Genomic DNA, 16,869 nt, shown 5'->3' with positions numbered 1-16,869 from the left:
GAGGCGCGCAGGGCGCTGACCTTTTTGAGGAGTGATATGTCGCACAACGGCAAGACACCCGTGGACTTCTGGTTCGACCCGTCGTGCCCGTGGGCCTGGATGACCTCCCGGTGGATGCTGGAGGTCGAGAAGGTCCGTGACGTAGAGGTGCGTTGGCATGTGATGAGCCTTGCCGTGCTCAACGAGGACAAGCTCGACGAGCTGCCGGAGCAGTACCGGGAGCTGCTCAAGAACACCTGGGGCCCGGTGCGGGTCGTCGTCGCAGCTCAGCAGGAGCACGGCGACGAGGTGGTCGGCAAGCTCTACACCGCGCTCGGCACCCGATTCCACAACGAAGGTCAGGGCCCCGTCCGTGAGGCCGTCGTCGCGGCGCTCAAGGAGGTCGGTCTGCCCACCTCCCTCGCAGACTTCGCCGACAAGGGCACCTACGACGCCCAGCTGCGCGCCTCCCACAAGGAGGGCATCGAGAAGGTCGGCCAGGACGTCGGCACACCGGTCATCGCGGTGCCCGGCGCGGACGGCGAGCAGATCGCCTTCTTCGGCCCGGTCGTCACCCCCGCGCCCAAGGGTGAGGAGGCGGCCAGGCTCTGGGACGGCACCCTGATGGTCGCCTCGATCCCGGGCTTCTACGAGATCAAGCGCACCCGTACGCAAGGCCCCGTCTTCGACTGAGCGGTTCGCACAGGGGTGGATGTTGATCGGCTCTCGGTCCTGGGACGCAGCGGACCCCCGGACCTGAAGGCCCGGGGGTCCGCTGCGCAGGCGTGCGCCGTGTCGCTCTGCGAGCTGCCGCGTATCAGTCGGCCGTGCCGGCCCCGGTGGCGGCACGGGACTCGCGCGTCTTCTGGAGCGCGAAGCCGATGACCGCGAGCACCAGCGTCAGGATTCCGGTGCCGAGCAGCTGCAGCCGGGTCTCCTCCTCACGCAGCATGAGCGCGAAGACCGTGACCATGCCGCCCATGGCGAGCAGGGTGAGGCCGGGGAACAGCCACATCTTCACGACCAGCTTCTCGGGTGCCTCGCGCTCGGTGCGGCGGCGCAACACCAGCTGGGAGACGGCGATGAAGAACCAGACGACCAAAATGATCGCGCCGATCGTGTTGAGCAGCCACATGAAGACGTCGTCCGGCCGCCAGTAGGACAGCAGCACGCAGAGGAAACCGAAGACCGAGGAGACGGCCACGGCGATACGAGGCACGCCGCCGAAGATCCGGCCCAGTGCCTTCGGGCCCTGGCCGCGGGCGACCAGCGAGCACGTCATGCGGGAGGCGCCGTAGATGTTGGCGTTCATCGCGGACAGCAGGGCCGCCAGCACGACGACGTTCATGATTTCGCCCGCGGCGGGGATGCCCAGGTGGTCCAGGGTCGCGACATAGGGCCCCTTCTCGGCGACCGCCTTTTCGTCCCAGGGCACCAGCGTGACGATGACCGCCATCGAACCGATGTAGAACAGGGCGATGCGCCACATCGCGGTGCGCACAGCCTTCGCGACGCCCTGCACCGGGTGCTCGGACTCGGCGGCGGCAATGGTGACCGTCTCCAGACCGCCGTAGGCGAAGACGGACGCGAGCAGGCCGACGATCAGACCCTCCGTGCCATTGGGCATGAAACCGCCGTCGCCGGTGAGGTTGGCGGTGCCGGGGGCTTCGGTGCCCGGCAGGACGCCGACGATGGCGAGCACGCCGATGCCGAGGAAGAGCACGATCGCGCCGACCTTCAGCGCGGCGAACCAGAACTCGAACTCACCGAAGTTCTTCACCGCCGCAAGGTTGGTGCCGCAGAACACCAGCATGAACAGCGCCACCCAGGCCCACTCGGGGGTGCCGGGGAACCATCCCGTCATGATGGCGGCAGCGCCGATGGCCTCCAGGCCGACGGCCACGCAGAGCAGGAACCAGAAGGCCCAGCCGGCCGTGAAGCCCGCCCATGGGCCGATCGCGCGCTCCGCGTGCACCGAGAACGAGCCGGAGGCCGGGTTCGCCGCCGACATCTCGCCCAGCATGCGCATCACCAGCATGACCAGCAGGCCGGAGAGCGCATACGCGACGACGATGGACGGGCCGGCCGCCGCGATGCCGGCCCCGGAGCCGACGAAGAGCCCGGCGCCGATGACACCGCCGAGGGCGATCATCGACAGATGGCGTTGTTTGAGGCCGTGCGTGAGCGTGGCGTCGGCCTGCTGGTCGACCTGCGCGGGCGCGGTGGTCCGAGACATGGGCGTGCCCTGTTCATGAGCTGAGACGGGGGGAGCGGCCCAGTCTGGTCATGTATACCGCTTACAGGGAACGGATGTCCGTTATACGGTCACGATGTTCGCGCAAGGTCAGCGGTCGTGCACAAGGGCTCCATATCTCGGAGATGCCGCTCACGTACCTCTCGCAGGGCCGGAACCAGCAGTACAACTGATGTGGCGCCGCTCGACCCCAGCACCTGCGGGCGGGCGTCGTCGTCGGTGAGCATCAGCACCAACACGGCTGCAACGGCCGCGAGCGCCGCCCATGTGAGCCAGGGGAACGCCCACATCCGCAGGGCCGGCTGCCCCGCGGCCTCCTCCTCGATGCGCGGGCGCAGCCGCAGTCGGGACACGGCGATCAGCGCCCACGCGAACAGCGGAGAACTCTCGGCTCACTCGGTACCAATTAGGGGGTCCCTACAGTCTCTCCGAGTCAGGGCGGCCTACGCAGAACGCTCCCTGAGCCCAGGACCTCAGTGGCGAGCACCACGTCCTCTCCGGTATGGTCCCGGCTCTTTGTGTGAACCCCACCAAATCGTCAACCACGGTCTTGTGGGCGGTTGCTGATGATCGAGTGACTCTCCGTGGACTACGGTCGCCCTGTCCCGAACTGCCCTCACCCTCGCGGAGTCCCGATGAGCACTGCTGCCGCCCCCGTCCGTCCGGGGCTCGTCCTCGCCGACCTCCTGCCCGCGTCCCGCGTACGGGACATGGCCCTGGTCGTCGGCGGCGCCGCCCTCACCGGCATCGCGGCGCAGATCGCCGTCCCCGTCCCCGGCTCGCCGGTGCCGGTCTCCGGCCAGACCTTCGCCGCGCTCCTCGTGGGCACCGCGCTCGGCGCCCGCCTGGGCCTGCTCTCCCTCGCGCTGTACGCGGTGGCCGGCATGGCCGGGATGCCGTGGTTCGCCCAGGGCACCTCCGGCTATGCGATGCCGTCCTTCGGATACATCCTCGGCATGCTGCTCGCCGCGGCCGTCGTCGGCCACCTGGCCCGCCGCGGCGGGGACCGTTCGGTGCTGCGCATGGCGGGCACGATGGCCGCCGGTTCCGCGGTCGTCTACGCGGTCGGCGTCCCCTATCTGGCGCTCGCCACCGGCATGTCCCTCGGTGAGGCGGTCGCCGTCGGCCTGGTGCCGTTCCTGATCGGCGACGCGTTGAAGGCCGCCCTGGCGATGGGCGCGCTGCCCACCGCCTGGAAGCTCGTCGGCCGCCGCCGCTGACGCTCACGCCTCTTCTCCCCCACCCGCGTGGTGCGGGCCGCGGCGTCGAGCCGTATGCCGTCCATCCGGCGGGTGTTGATGAGCGGCCCGCCGTCGACGGGACCGGGCGTGCCGTGCCCGGTGGCCTGCGCCAGGACGGCCAGGCCGGCTTCGGCGGCGTGGGCGACCCCCGCAGGCACGTCCTCTATGCCGCGTGCGGCGACGGCGATGGCCGGGCGCCGCACGAAGCCGAGCCGGAAACCGGCCAGTTCGCTCTCGTGGCCCTCGTCACCGGGGCGAAGGACGGTGGTGGAAAACATGGGGGAGGCCCTCCGTTCGTTCCTCTTCGGACGTGGCGGAGAGCCTCCCCGGTTCACCTGACACGCGCCGTCAGGTTTTGTCTCGGACTCCGGAGACCGGCTCCGGGGCCTTCTCGCGGTCGGCCGGGACGGCGGCCGCGGCGGACTGCGGGAAGAACTTCTGGCGGATCAGCGCGATCGCGACGACCAGTGCCGCGACGGCGATGGACAGGAGCGCGACCTGCCGGTTGGCGTCGTCGAAGACCATGTAGACGAGCACGAAGGTGATCATCGCCGCGGTCGCCCAGGTGAGATACGGGAAGAGCCACATCTTCACCGTCAGCTTCTCCGGTGCCTCGCGCAGCAGGATGCCGCGCATCCGCAGCTGGGTGAAGCAGATCACCAGCCAGACGAACAGGGCCACCGCGCCGGAGGAGTTCAGCAGGAACAGGAACACCGTGTCCTTGAAGACGTAGTTGAAGTACACGGCGACGAAGCCGAAGACCACGGAGGCGAGGATGGCCGCGGTCGGCACGCCCTTGGGGTTGACCTTGGCGAACGCCTTGGGCGCGTCACCGCGCTCACCGAGCGAGAAGGCCATGCGGGATGCGGTGTAGAGGCCGGAGTTGAGACAGGACAGGACCGCCGTCAGGATGATCACGTTCATGACCTGGCCCGCGTGCGGGATGCCGATGGAGTCCAGGGCCGCGACGTACGAGCCCTTCTCCTCGACCGACTTGTCGTTCCAGGGCAGCAGGGTCAGCACGACGAAGATCGAGCCGAGGTAGAAGAAGCCGACCCGCCAGATCACGCTGTTGGTGGCCTTGGTGACCGCGCGCCTCGGGTCCTCCGACTCCCCAGCCGCCAGCGTCACGATCTCGCTGCCCATGAAGGAGAAGACGACCAGCAGCACACCGGCGAGGATCGTGCCCGGGCCGTTGGGCATGAAGCCGCCCGTGTCGGTCAGATGGGCGAAGCCCGCTCCCGGGTTGTCCGACCCCGGCAGCATGCCGAAGACGGCCAGCAGACCGACGACCACGAACGCGCCGATGGCGACGACCTTGATGCCGGCGAACCAGAACTCGAACTCGCCGTACGAGGAGACGGAGACCAGATTGGTGGCGGTCAGCACGACCATCACGATCAGCGCCCAGCCCCACTGCGGCACCGCCGGTATCCAGCCCTCGAGGATCTCGGCGCCCGCCGCGGCCTCGACGGCCAGCACGACGACCCAGAAGAACCAGTAGAGCCAGCCGATCGAGAAGCCGGCCCAACGGCCGAGGGCGCGGTCGGCATACGCGGAGAAGGACCCGGAGTTCGGGCTGGCCGCGGCCATCTCGCCCAGCATCCGCATCACGAAGACCACCAGCATGCCCACGAGCGCGTACGACAGGAGGATGGCGGGGCCGGCGGCGATGATGCCGGACTTCGATCCGACGAACAGGCCGGCGCCGATCACACCACCGATCGCGATCATGGAGAGGTGGCGGTTCTTGAGACCGGCCTTGAGACCGTCGGGGGAAGGTGACTGTCCGGGGGTGCCCGGCTGGCCGCCTTCCTTTGTGAGGGTCGTCTGCGACGTCATGGACGAATCCTTATGTCTTGGTGCCGCTCGGGTTACGAACCTGGGAATTAGAACCCAGTTCCCGCCCGCACGGAAGGGTCGACTCCGATTCGTTGCACTCGTCACTCCGGCGCGTGCCGAGCCCGGCCCCGCGCCCGGCTGCGCCTGCCCCGCATGCCACACTCGAACCATGCGCGTGTACCTCGGCTCGGACCATGCCGGCTTCGAACTCAAGAACCACCTCGTCGAGTGGCTCAAGGCCCATGGCCATGAGCCCGTGGACTGCGGTCCCCACATCTACGACGCCCAGGACGACTACCCGCCGTTCTGCCTGCGTGCCGCAGAGCGCACGGTCGCTGACGAGGGCAGCCTCGGCATCGTGATCGGCGGCTCCGGGAACGGCGAGCAGATCGCGGCCAACAAGGTCAAGGGCGTGCGTGCCGCGCTCGCGTGGAGCGAGCAGACCGCCGCGCTCGGCCGCGAGCACAACAACGCCAACGTCGTGGCGATCGGCGGTCGGATGCACTCCCTGGAGGAGTCGACGAAATTCGTCGAGATCTTCCTGAACACCCCGTACTCGGGTGAAGAGCGTCACACCCGCCGCATCGACATGCTCTCCGCGTACGAGACCACCGGCGAGCTCCCCCCGATCCCGGCCCACCACCCGCAGCAGGACTGATGCCCGAAGGGCACACCATCCACCGACTGGCCGCCGACCACTTCGAGAGGTTCGGCGGCCGGTCCGTGCGCGCGACGAGCCCGCAGGGCAAGTTCTCCGACTCGGCCGCCCTCGTCGACGGCCAGGTCCTCGAGAGCACCGAGGCCCACGGCAAGCACCTCTTCCTCGGTTTCGGCCCGCTCGGCTGGGTCCACATCCACCTCGGCCTCTTCGGCAAGGTCGCCTTCGGTAACGCTCCGGCGCCGCCGCCCACCGACACGGTGCGGCTGCGGCTGGCGGACCCGCGCTCGTACGTCGATCTGCGCGGCCCCACCGCCTGCGCGCTGCTCACGGACGCCGAGAAGCAGGCGATACACGACCGGCTCGGGCCCGACCCGCTCAGACCGTCCGACGGCCCCGACCGGGCCTGGGCACGGATCTCCCGGTCCCGCACGACGATCGCCGCGCTGCTGATGGACCAGAAGGTCGTGGCCGGCGTCGGCAACGTCTACCGCGCCGAGGTGCTCTTCCGCCACGGCATCGACCCCTACCGGACCGGCAGGGACCTCACCCGCGGTGAGTGGGACGCGATCTGGCACGACCTGGTCCTCCTGATGCGCGAGGGGGTACGCAACAACCGCATCGACACCGTCCGCCCCGAGCACACCCCGGAGGCGATGGGCCGTCCGCCGCGTGTCGACGACCACGGTGGCGAGGTGTACGTCTACCGCCGGGCGAACCTGCCGTGCCATGTCTGCGCCGGCGCCGTCCGCACCGCCGACCTCGCCTCCCGCAACCTCTTCTGGTGCCCGTCCTGCCAGCGCCCCGCCTGACCGGAGCCTGCGGCGCTCTTCCCCACCCGGGGCTGGAAATCCAGCCCCGCCGGCGTTCGATGCGCGGGGTCCGGGCAGAGCCGGGTATCGGGAAGGGAGGGGTGGGGGAACGGCCCGGCGCCGCGGCCGCACCCCCAGCGCCCTCGCACCCCGCCCTAGAACCCGTGCGGCAACCACGCCGCCACGTCCGAGCGGAACGCGACCGCCGCCTCCCCCAGCGCCCCCTCCCGCAGCTCCCGGACCCGCCCCGCCCACGCGAGCGCCGACAGCGACACGCCGCCGAGGTAGGCCGCGCCCAACTCCCGTACCGTCAGCGCCAGGTCCGCCGCGTCGCGGGTCCGTTCGCAGATCGCGCCCTTCGCGTCACCCGTGAGCCGCCAACGTCCGGTGTTCCAGGGGCAGAAGGCGTCGCCGACGTCGAACACCACGTCGACCGGCGCCGCGTAGCGACGGGCCGCCAGCGCGGCGCCCACATCGATGAGCCGGACGTGCAGCGAGTCACGCACCCGCACGTCGCAGCGGCGGATGTCGCTGACGAGGTGGAGCAGCGGGTCGTCCACCGGACGGTTGCGGGAGCGGACGGTCGACGTCAGGTCGATCCCGCACAGGAAACGCCACAGCATCGCGTACGCCACCGGATCGAGGGCGTCGATGTGCCGTACCGAGATCGAGCCGGCGGGACCGGCCGCGGTCCAGTCCGGCTTGTTGTGGAAACGGGCGTAGCCCACGACCTGCCCGTCCCGCTCGGCGAGCACGCACTGCATCGGGGACGCGCCCTGGCGCTCGCTCGGAGGGTCGAGCAGGGGCAGCCGCTCCCATCCCGGCCGGCGCGCGAGCATCCCGGGCCGCGCGCCGATCGTGCGCCGGTACACCTCTTCGCACGCCTGAGCGCCCTCGGCGACCGAAACGAACCGCAGACGGACGTTCTGGCCGTCCGGCGGCACGGCGATCCGCACCCGTGAGGAGTCGATCTCGACAGACATCTGGTGGGTGGCGATGCCGTAGCCGAACCGGCCGTAGATCTCCGGCTCGGAGGCGGTCAGCACGGCGAGCGGCTCGCCCCACGAGCGGACGTCATCGAGCTGGCGGCGCATCATCGACGTCAGGATCCCGCGCCGCCGGTGCGTGGCCGCGACGCTGACCATGGTCACTCCGGCCGCGGGCACGAATGTGCCGCCCGGTGCGGACACGGAGAAGGTGAACGCCCCCGCGGTACCGACGCAGTTGTCGCCGTCCCAGACGCCGATCGAGCGCTCCGTCTCCGTGAGCGCCGCCCACAGCTCGCGCTCCGGCCGGGTCTAGCACCCTCGGATCTGTCGTCATGCGCCATCCCTACCAGCCGCCCACGAACCGTCGCGACCCGATTTCGAATGCAATGTCGTGGGGTCCCCCTGCACGCGGGGGCGGCGGGTGGATAGGGTCCCGGCAATGGCCCACGGCTCTGCAGCAGACTCGTTCACGGCCCGGATGCGGAAAGCCGTGCACCGGGCCCGTACGACGCTGCGCCGATCGGCGGTCGACTACTTCCGCGGCGACGGCTCCGACTGGCTCGCACTGGCGGGCCTGCTGTTGACCGTCCCCGCGATCACCTGGGGCACGATCGCCGCGCCCGTGTGGTGCTCCCCGGTGGCGCTGGTCCTGCCGATCGTGGCGGGCGGGCTGCTGCTGCGGCCCGCCAGCCTGCTCGGTCTCTACGCGGCCGCCGCGGCAGCCCTGATCGTCGAGACCGTGGCGCTCGGTCCGTATCTGGAGGGCCCGGCAAGGGTCACTCCGGGCACGGTCCTCGTCGTCGCGGCCTGCGGCCTCTTCGGCCTGCTGATCGCCCAGTTCCGGGCCCGGGTCGGCGTGCCGTGGCGGCGCGGCGGCACCATGCTCTTCGACCTCCGCGAACGCATCCGGGTGCAGAGCGCCCTGCCGCGGCTCCCGCGGGGCTGGCACCAGGAGATGGCGCTGCGCCCGGCCGGCGGCCAGTCGTTCTCCGGCGACTTCACCGTCGCCGCCCGTACGAACGGCGGCCGCACCCTCGAGGTCGTCCTCACGGACGTGTCCGGCAAGGGGATGGACGCGGCGTCGCGCGCGCTGCTGCTTTCCGGGGCGTTCGGCGGGCTGCTGGGCTCACTGCCGCCGCACGCCTTCCTGCCCGCGGCCAACGGCTACCTGCTGAGGCAGGACTGGGACGAGGGGTTCGCCACGTCCATCCATCTCGTACTCGACCTCGACTCGGGCGACTACGAACTGCTGTCCGCCGGGCATCTGCCCGCGCTCCAGCTCCACGCGGGCAGCGGACGCTGGGAGGAGAAGTCCGCGGAGGGCCCGCTCCTCGGCGTCTACGACGGGGCGCAGTTCGACCCGGTCAAGGGCTCCCTGCGCCCCGGCGACGTGCTGATGCTCTTCACCGACGGCCTGGTCGAGGCATCGGGCCGGGACATCACCGAGGGCATCGACAGGCTCACCGGAGAGGCCGACCGCTATGTGGCCTCCGGCTTCGAGGGTGCGGCCTGGCATCTCATCGAGGCGGTCGCCAAGGACGTCAACGACGACCGGGCGCTGCTGCTGCTGTGCCGTCAGACGTGAGGTCGCCCGCCCCTCCCGTCCCCCGTCACCGCACGGCCCCGGCAGGTGGCGGCGGCCAGGCCGTCGGCCGCGGACATGATCGGCTGGAGCGCGGCCGGGCAGGGGGCGATGAAGATGCCCTCGACGGGTGAACCCGGTCCCTTCGCGCCGGGCAGCCTCTCAAGAGATGGTCAAGAGATGGTCAGTAATTAGTTTACCAAACGATTACCTGGCCACCTCTGTGCCTCTCCCGTCCGTATGCCGCTACGCGTACAGTCGTGCCATGTCGGAGCAGATGTTGACCCTGGCCGAGGTCGAGGAGATCGCCTGCGAGGCCCACGCCGCGCAGCAGGACAAGGCGGGCCGCCCCTACGTGGAACACATCGCGGCCGTCGCCGAGGGTGTGCGAGCCCGTGGCGGGAGCGACGACCAGATCGCCGCCGGCTGGCTCCACGACACGGTGGAGGACCGTGTGTTGAGCCGCGAGTGGCTGGAGGGCGCCGCGCTGCCGCGGCCCGTGAAAGACATGGTCCTCGCCCTCACCCGAGGTGAGGACGAGGACCTCGAGGACTACACGCGGCGCATCCTGGCCACGCCCGGCGCACTGCTGGTCAAGCAGGCCGACCTGGCCCACAACGCGGACCCCGCGCGCCTCGCCCTGCTCGACGGGGCGACGCGGAACAGGCTGGCCGCGAAGTACGCCAGGATCCGCGAACTGCTGGGCCTGGCCGCCGATCAGGGCGCGTGAGGCCGGCACTCACCGGCGCGGCCCCGACTCGGCGGAGTCCTGGCGGAACGCCCATTTCATCTCGGGCTCCGTGACGAACCGCAGGACCCGTCGCACCGGCGGCGAGCACAGCAGGGTCACCATCCCGCCCGCGCACAGCGTGACCACCACCAGACCGACCGGACCGCCGAGCCACGCCTGACTCTCGAACACGCCCCAGTAGTCACCGGCCTTGATGACGAAGCCGTGCAGCAGATAGCCGCAGATGGTGCCGGCACCCAGCGCCGTGAACCAGGCCCGGCGTCCCGGCACCAGCGCGAGGAAGGCGGCGCTCAGCACCAGTGCGCACCCGAAGAGCGCGATGACCACCACCAGGCCCGAGTACCAGGGCCAGCCCCGCTCCTGCACGCTGCCGGAGCGGTAGAACCAGCTCAGACTGGCGCGGGGCGCCACCCAGTACGCGAACAGCAGCGCCCCCGCGACGACCGGAACGGTCAGCAGTCGCACCTCGCGCCGCCGCAGCAGTTGGAAGTGCTCCGGCTTCAGGCACAGTCCCAGCACGAAGAACGGCAGGAACTGCAGTACCCGCGCGAGGTTGAGGTCGGCCCCGATGTCCGGGGTGAGCGCCGCCAGCGCACCGATGGCGAGTGCGATGGACATCGGCCACCGCACCATCCGCCACAGCGGGGTGGTCAGCCGCCAGATGAACAACGCCGCCAGGAACCAGGTCAGATAGAACGGGTCCAGCAGGCTGATCGGATGCGAGGGATCGTCGTTCGCGTACCGGACGAACAGCGAGTAGGCCACCTCGAAGACGACGTACGGCAGGGCGATGCCTGTCAGCAGTCGTCTGAGCTGATGCGGCTTGCCCTGGTAACTCCGGGAGAAATAGCCGGAGACGATGATGAAGGCCGGCATGTGGAAGGTGTAGATCACCATGTACAGGGCACGCGCAGCCCTGCTGCCGTCCATCACCGGCTCCCAGGCGTGCGCCACCGCCACCAGCACGATGGCCAGATACTTCGCGTTGTCGAAGTAGGCGTCCCGCCCGGTGGCCTCGGAAGCCGTCGAAGAGGCGGACTTCAGGCCACTCGGGGCCGGGGCGAGAGCGGTCGCCGCCCGGTTCGTCGGGGTGGTCTCGGGCCCTTTGACCTCAGGTGCGGGAGCCCTCTCGTATCCATGCGCAGCGTGGGACATTCAAGGCACCCTAGCCGGGCCCATTCGATTCCGTAAACTGCGCTGCGTACCTTGCCATTCGAATCCGGCACCCCTGTCCACAGGCCGATATGCACAGGTTAATCCCCCTTGAACAGGGCATATCGCCCACGCTCTGCAGCGGCGTGAATTACCTCACGGACCAACCTCGAATTTCTCGTGACCGAAGTGTGGGGACAGTGAAACGATCAAGAGGAATTCCTTCTCGTATTTCACCCGGCCGGCCCCTGCGGCGCGGCCGCGGCCCGCTCGCCCCCGCCTCCGGGTGGTGTGATCTTGTCCACGACGATTCGTCACGTGGCAGCAGGGGCAGGGGGGTTGGTGGCACGATGGTGCAGGCGGGAGTGTGCTGGGCCGCGCGCTCCCGGGCCGGCAAGGCGGACCGACCGAGGGTGTGATCAGTTGTGGCCATTTCACTGTCAGTGGTGCTTCTGTTGGCGATCGTCCTCGTGGTGCTGATCCGCGGCGGCTCCATCAAGGCGGGACCCGCCATCGTGGCGGTCCTCTTCGGCTTCTTCCTCGCCTCGACGGGCATGGCGCCGTCGATCAACAGATTCATGAACTCGATAGCCGAGACGATCAACCAGATCAGCTTCTGAGCGCCGCTCCCCGCGCGGCCCTCCCGCAAAACGACCTCGGGCCCGGTCCGGTGAGTGATCACCGGACCGGGCCCGAGGCGTGCACAGAGCGGGCGACGGGAATCGAACCCGCGTAGCTAGTTTGGAAGACTAGGGCTCTACCATTGAGCTACGCCCGCAAGCTCGCACCGCAGGTCACGAAGGCCGCGGCACGAGAAGCATCGTAGCGGGTCCGGGGTGCCGGGCGCACACCCCGTTCGTCATGCCGCAAAAGAGAGGGCGCACGCCCGCCGGGCATGTACCCTACGGTTCGCACCGACGGGGTGTGGCGCAGCTTGGTAGCGCGTCCGCTTTGGGAGCGGAAGGTCGTCGGTTCGAATCCGGCCACCCCGACCACCAGCAAGATCGCGTTGTGAGGCTCCTCCTGCTTGCCGTTACTATGCAAGCTGCGTGCCCGTGTGTCTGATGTGCCGGGCCCGATCCGCTGAATCGCCGAGTCCGGCGCAGCAGAACCCCAAGATGTCAGCCACCAAGGAGACCGAACCGTGAAGAGCGCCGTGGAGACCCTGAACCCGACCCGGGTTCGGCTCACTGTCGAGGTGCCCTTCGAGGAGCTCAAGGACAGCCTCGACGCGGCGTACAAGAAGATCAACCAGCAGGTCACGGTCAAGGGCTTCCGCAAGGGCAAGATCCCTGCCCGAGTGATCGACCAGCGGTTCGGCCGTGGTGCGGTGCTCGAGGAGGCGGTCAACGACGCTCTTCCCAAGCTCTACACCGAGGCCGTCAACGAGGCCGAGCTGAACCCCCTGGGCCAGCCCGAGGTGGACATCACCGAGCTGAAGGACGGCGAGACGCTGGCCTTCACCGCCGAGGTCGACATCCGCCCCGAGATCCAGATCCCGGACTACTCGGGCATCGAGGTCACCGTCGACGCCATCGAGGTCACCGACGAGGACGTCGAGAAGTCCGTGGAGCAGCTGCGTGAGCGCTTCGCGTCCACCAACCCGGTCGAGCGCGCCGCCGCCGATGGTGACGTCGTGACGATCGACCTCGAGGCCAAGGTCGACGGCGAGGTCCTGCCCGACGGTGTCGCGAACGGCGTTTCCTACACCATCGGTTCCGGCGAGCTCCTCGACGGCATCGACGAGGCCGTCACCGGCCTGGAGGCCGGCGGCGAGGCCACCTTCACCTCGCAGCTGAAGGGCGGCTCCGCCGAGGGCAAGGACGCCGAGGTCACCGTCAAGGTCACCGCCGTCGCCGCCCGTGAGCTTCCCGAGCTCGACGACGACTTCGCCCAGATGGCGAGCGAGTTCGACACCCTCGAGGAGCTGAAGGCCGACAGCCGTAAGCGCCTCACCGACATGAAGCAGTACGACCAGGCCACGCAGGCCCAGGAGCGTGTCCTCGAGAAGCTGCTCGAGCTGGTCGAGGTCCCGGTCCCCGAGAAGCTGCTCGAGGACGAGGTCAACACCCGCAAGCACAACCTCGAGCACCACCAGCTCGGTCAGATGGGTCTGACTCTCGACAAGTACCTGGAGATTCAGGGCAAGTCGGCCGAGGAGTTCGACGCCGAGACCAAGGAGCAGGCGGTCAAGGGCATCAAGACCCAGTTCGTCCTCGACGAGCTGGTCAACAAGGAGAAGCTGAACGTCAACCAGGAGGAGCTCACCGAGCACCTCATGCGGCGTGCCCAGTCCTCCGGCATGAGCCCCGACCAGTTCGCCCAGGCTGTCGTCGAGGGCGGCCAGGTGCCGATGCTCGTCGGCGAGGTCGCCCGCGGCAAGGCGCTGGCCGTGGTCGTCGAGGCCGCCAAGGTCCTCGACACCAACGGCGAGGTCGTCGACCTCGAGGACGAAGAGGACGAGACCGAGACCGCCGCGGAGACGGTCGAGGCCGTCGTCGACGGTGACGACGAGGAGAAGACCGAGGCCTGAGCCTCGCGCTGACCCTGCTACGGGCTCCGGACGCCACGGCGCGCCCGGGGCCCGTACGCGTACTCCCGCTCTTTCACCGGCCCGTTCCCGGCCGCCACCGCCCCGCCCGGGCGCCTCGGCGGACAGCGTGGAGCTTGCGCTCCGAGCGAACAGTTCGGGAAGCGGGATGGCTCTGTCCGACCTGCGCGTTAGGGTCCATGAATACGAGGGCAGGGGAGTCCCCCGCCCCCGGTACGAAGACGCTGAGACGGCCGAAGCCGTCAGAGACGAGCAGGTGGATACGTGACGAATCTGATGCCTACAGCCGCCGGCGAGCCGTCCATCGGTGGTGGCCTCGGCGACCAGGTCTACAGCCGACTGCTCGGCGAGCGCATCATCTTCCTCGGGCAGCAGGTCGACGACGACATCGCCAACAAGATCACCGCGCAGATGCTGCTCCTTGCCGCCGACCCGGACAAGGACATCTACCTCTACATCAACAGCCCCGGCGGCTCGGTGACGGCCGGCATGGCGGTCTACGACACCATGCAGTACATCCCGAACGACGTGGTGACGATCGGCATGGGCATGGCCGCCTCCATGGGCCAGTTCCTGCTGACCGGCGGCGCCGTCGGCAAGCGGTTCGCGCTGCCCAACACCGACATCCTCATGCACCAGGGTTCGGCCGGCCTCGGTGGCACCGCCTCGGACATCAAGATCCAGGCCGAGTACCTGCTCCGTACGAAGAAGCGCATGGCGGAGATCACCGCCCAGCACTCCGGGCAGACCGTCGAGACGATCATCCGCGACGGTGACCGCGACCGCTGGTTCACCGCCGAGGAGGCCAAGGATTACGGCCTCATCGACGAGATCATCTCCGCCGCCTCGGGCGTCCCGGGTGGCGGCGGCACCGGCGCCTGAGCCGCACCGCACCCCCGCCCGAGCCCGCAGAACGCCACCAGGATGGTGAACACCCACATGAGCAACTTCTCCGCGAACGGCCTCTACACCGGCCCGCAGCCGGACAACCGGTACGTCGTTCCCCGCTTCGTCGAGCGCACCTCCCAGGGCGTGCGCGAGTACGACCCGTACGCGAAGCTCTTCGAGGAGCGCGTGATCTTCCTCGGCGTGCAGATCGACGACGCCTCTGCCAACGACGTCATGGCGCAGCTGCTGTGCCTGGAGTCGATGGACCCGGACCGGGACATCTCGATCTACATCAACAGCCCCGGTGGCTCGTTCACGGCGCTGACCGCGATCTACGACACGATGCAGTTCGTGAAGCCGGACATCCAGACGGTCTGCATGGGCCAGGCGGCCTCCGCCGCGGCCGTGCTGCTCGCCGCCGGCACCCCCGGCAAGCGGATGGCCCTGCCGCACGCCCGTGTCCTGATTCACCAGCCGTCCTCGCAGACCGGCCGCGAGCAGCTCTCCGACCTGGAGATCGCGGCCAACGAGATCCTGCGCATGCGCGAGCAGCTGGAGGAGATGCTGGCCAAGCACTCCACCACGCCGCTGGAGAAGATCCGCGACGACATCGAGCGCGACAAGATCCTCACCGCCGACGGCGCGCTCGCCTACGGCCTCGTCGACCAGATCGTCTCCACCCGTAAGAGCACGGCCGCGTCGGCCGCCTGACCGGTACGACGGCCCTTGGCGCGGTACACGACAATGTGTGAACCGCGCCAAGGGGGGCCCGAACGGGGGGCCAGGCAAGGTACCGTCGAATATGAGGCACCAGGAGCCGGCTGAACCAAGCCGCTCCCAGGCGATTGGGGAAGCACCTCGTGGCACGCATCGGTGATGGCGGCGACCTGCTCAAGTGCTCGTTCTGCGGAAAGAGCCAGAAGCAGGTGAAGAAGCTCATCGCAGGCCCCGGGGTGTACATCTGCGACGAGTGCATCGACCTCTGCAACGAGATCATCGAGGAGGAGCTCGCAGAGACCTCCGAGGTGCGGTGGGAGGAACTCCCCAAGCCGCGCGAGATCTACGAGTTCCTCGAGGGGTACGTCGTCGGGCAGGAGCCCGCGAAGAAGGCCCTCTCGGTCGCGGTGTACAACCACTACAAGCGCGTCCAGGCCGGCGAGAACGGCGGTGCGCAGGGCCAGGACGACGCCATCGAGCTCGCCAAGTCCAACATCCTTCTGCTGGGCCCCACCGGCTCCGGCAAGACGCTCCTCGCCCAGACCCTCGCCCGCATGCTGAACGTCCCGTTCGCCATTGCCGACGCGACGGCGCTCACGGAGGCCGGCTATGTCGGCGAGGACGTCGAGAACATCCTGCTCAAGCTGATCCAGGCGGCCGACTACGACGTCAAGAAGGCCGAGACCGGGATCATCTACATCGACGAGATCGACAAGGTCGCCCGTAAGAGCGAAAATCCGTCGATCACCCGCGACGTCTCGGGCGAGGGCGTACAGCAGGCCCTTCTCAAAATCCTTGAGGGAACCACCGCTTCGGTCCCTCCTCAGGGCGGACGCAAGCACCCCCACCAGGAGTTCATCCAGATCGACACGACGAACGTGCTCTTCATCGTGGGCGGTGCCTTCGCCGGTCTCGAGAAGATCATCGAGTCGCGCGCGGGAGCGAAGGGCATCGGCTTCGGGGCGACGATCCGCTCCAAGCGCGAGATCGAGGCGAGCGACCAGTTCCACGAGGTCATGCCGGAGGACCTGGTCAAGTTCGGCATGATCCCCGAGTTCATCGGCCGCCTCCCGGTCATCACCTCGGTCCACAACCTCGACCGTGAGGCCCTTCTCAAGATCCTCGTCGAGCCGCGCAACGCGCTGGTGAAGCAGTACCAGCGGCTCTTCGAACTCGACGGCGTCGAGCTGGACTTCGACCTCCCGGCCCTGGAGGCCATCGCCGACCAGGCCATCCTCCGCGGCACCGGCGCGCGTGGCCTGCGCGCGATCATGGAGGAGGTCCTGATGTCGGTGATGTACGAGGTCCCCTCCCGCAAGGACGTGGCCCGCGTGGTCATCACCGAGGACGTGGTCCACAACAACGTCAACCCGACGCTGGTCCCGAGGATCGTCAAGGACGACAACGGCCGCCACGAGAAGAGCGCGTAGCGCTCGTCATACGAACGCGGAAG

14 protein-coding genes, 2 tRNA genes and 2 pseudogenes are annotated in these 16,869 nt (G+C 69.0%); 12 read left to right on the top strand and 6 right to left on the bottom strand.

Features of this window, described 5'->3' with window-relative positions; genetic code table 11:
• Nucleotides 1-36 precede the first annotated feature (36 nt).
• Nucleotides 37-672, top strand: coding sequence for a mycothiol-dependent nitroreductase Rv2466c family protein (locus IE198_RS05530; RefSeq protein WP_189883216.1), 636 nt, complete (start codon nt 37-39; stop codon nt 670-672).
• A 124-nt stretch (nt 673-796) separates the two neighbouring features.
• Here the strand turns inward: IE198_RS05530 and IE198_RS05525 are convergent, their stop codons facing one another.
• Both IE198_RS05525 and IE198_RS05520 read right to left on the bottom strand, forming a co-directional pair.
• Entirely contained in the window at nt 797-2,215 is a 1,419-nt protein-coding gene (locus tag IE198_RS05525) for an amino acid permease (RefSeq protein WP_189883215.1), read from the bottom strand.
• 89 nt (nt 2,216-2,304) lie between these two features.
• Nucleotides 2,305-2,610 (bottom strand): annotated as a pseudogene (locus IE198_RS05520) (hypothetical protein); the annotation flags it as partial.
• 258 nt (nt 2,611-2,868) lie between these two features.
• Here IE198_RS05520 and IE198_RS05515 point away from each other — a divergent pair.
• Nucleotides 2,869-3,453 carry a biotin transporter BioY gene (locus IE198_RS05515; RefSeq protein WP_189883213.1) on the top strand — a complete coding sequence of 195 codons (585 nt, stop codon included), beginning with the start codon at nt 2,869-2,871 and terminating at the stop codon, nt 3,451-3,453.
• 369 nt (nt 3,454-3,822) lie between these two features.
• Here IE198_RS05515 and IE198_RS05510 read toward each other — a convergent pair whose 3' ends face one another.
• A complete protein-coding gene (locus tag IE198_RS05510) occupies nt 3,823-5,316 on the bottom strand; it encodes an amino acid permease (RefSeq protein ID WP_189883211.1) in 1,494 nt (497 codons plus the stop codon).
• 169 nt (nt 5,317-5,485) lie between these two features.
• On the opposite strand from IE198_RS05510, the gene IE198_RS05505 reads away from it, so the two are divergent.
• Nucleotides 5,486-5,974, top strand: a complete 489-nt coding sequence (locus IE198_RS05505; RefSeq protein WP_100107173.1) for a ribose-5-phosphate isomerase — start codon at nt 5,486-5,488, stop codon at nt 5,972-5,974.
• Nucleotides 5,974-6,786 (top strand): Fpg/Nei family DNA glycosylase, encoded by an 813-nt coding sequence (locus IE198_RS05500; protein WP_189883209.1) that lies wholly within the window; start codon nt 5,974-5,976, stop codon nt 6,784-6,786. Before IE198_RS05505 ends, IE198_RS05500 begins: the two co-directional genes overlap by 1 nt.
• A gap of 155 nt (nt 6,787-6,941) precedes the next feature.
• On the opposite strand, the pseudogene IE198_RS05495 reads toward IE198_RS05500, so the two are convergent.
• Nucleotides 6,942-8,075 (bottom strand): annotated as a pseudogene (locus IE198_RS05495) (GNAT family N-acetyltransferase); the annotation flags it as partial.
• 139 nt (nt 8,076-8,214) lie between these two features.
• On the opposite strand from IE198_RS05495, the gene IE198_RS05490 reads away from it, so the two are divergent.
• Both IE198_RS05490 and IE198_RS05485 read left to right on the top strand, forming a co-directional pair.
• The gene (locus IE198_RS05490; protein ID WP_189883207.1) at nt 8,215-9,360 is read left to right on the top strand and encodes a PP2C family protein-serine/threonine phosphatase; all 1,146 of its coding nucleotides are present in this window, start codon (nt 8,215-8,217) and stop codon (nt 9,358-9,360) included.
• A gap of 262 nt (nt 9,361-9,622) precedes the next feature.
• Entirely contained in the window at nt 9,623-10,087 is a 465-nt protein-coding gene (locus IE198_RS05485) for an HD domain-containing protein (RefSeq protein WP_189883205.1), read from the top strand.
• A 9-nt stretch (nt 10,088-10,096) separates the two neighbouring features.
• On the opposite strand, the gene IE198_RS05480 is transcribed toward IE198_RS05485, so the two are convergent.
• Nucleotides 10,097-11,263, bottom strand: coding sequence for an acyltransferase family protein (locus tag IE198_RS05480; protein WP_189883204.1), 1,167 nt, complete (start codon nt 11,261-11,263; stop codon nt 10,097-10,099).
• Between the two features lie 422 nt (nt 11,264-11,685).
• Here IE198_RS05480 and IE198_RS05475 point away from each other — a divergent pair, with 422 nt between their 5' ends.
• Nucleotides 11,686-11,880, top strand: a complete 195-nt coding sequence (locus IE198_RS05475) for a hypothetical protein (protein ID WP_005317603.1) — start codon at nt 11,686-11,688, stop codon at nt 11,878-11,880.
• An 87-nt stretch (nt 11,881-11,967) separates the two neighbouring features.
• Here the strand turns inward: IE198_RS05475 and IE198_RS05470 are convergent.
• Nucleotides 11,968-12,038 (bottom strand) — tRNA-Gly (locus IE198_RS05470).
• 140 nt (nt 12,039-12,178) lie between these two features.
• Here IE198_RS05470 and IE198_RS05465 point away from each other — a divergent pair.
• The 5 genes from IE198_RS05465 (at nt 12,179) to clpX (ending at nt 16,846) form a co-directional block, all read left to right on the top strand.
• Nucleotides 12,179-12,255 (top strand) — tRNA-Pro (locus IE198_RS05465).
• A gap of 149 nt (nt 12,256-12,404) precedes the next feature.
• Nucleotides 12,405-13,793, top strand: coding sequence for a trigger factor (tig, locus tag IE198_RS05460; protein WP_189883203.1), 1,389 nt, complete (start codon nt 12,405-12,407; stop codon nt 13,791-13,793).
• A gap of 294 nt (nt 13,794-14,087) precedes the next feature.
• Nucleotides 14,088-14,693 carry an ATP-dependent Clp protease proteolytic subunit gene (locus IE198_RS05455; protein WP_189883680.1) on the top strand — a complete coding sequence of 202 codons (606 nt, stop codon included), beginning with the start codon at nt 14,088-14,090 and terminating at the stop codon, nt 14,691-14,693.
• A 42-nt stretch (nt 14,694-14,735) separates the two neighbouring features.
• Nucleotides 14,736-15,410, top strand: coding sequence for an ATP-dependent Clp protease proteolytic subunit (locus IE198_RS05450; protein ID WP_189883202.1), 675 nt, complete (start codon nt 14,736-14,738; stop codon nt 15,408-15,410).
• Nucleotides 15,411-15,559: 149 nt separating this feature from the next.
• On the top strand, nt 15,560-16,846 hold the full coding sequence (gene clpX, locus IE198_RS05445) for an ATP-dependent Clp protease ATP-binding subunit ClpX (protein ID WP_189883201.1): 1,287 nt from the start codon (nt 15,560-15,562) through the stop codon (nt 16,844-16,846).
• Nucleotides 16,847-16,869 lie beyond the last annotated feature (23 nt).

Source organism: Streptomyces xantholiticus (assembly GCF_014651015.1).
Taxonomy (GTDB): Bacteria; Actinomycetota; Actinomycetes; order Streptomycetales; family Streptomycetaceae; genus Streptomyces; species Streptomyces xantholiticus.
Note: the sequence above shows the minus strand (reverse complement) of the source record. Positions and strands in the feature narration are given on the sequence as shown.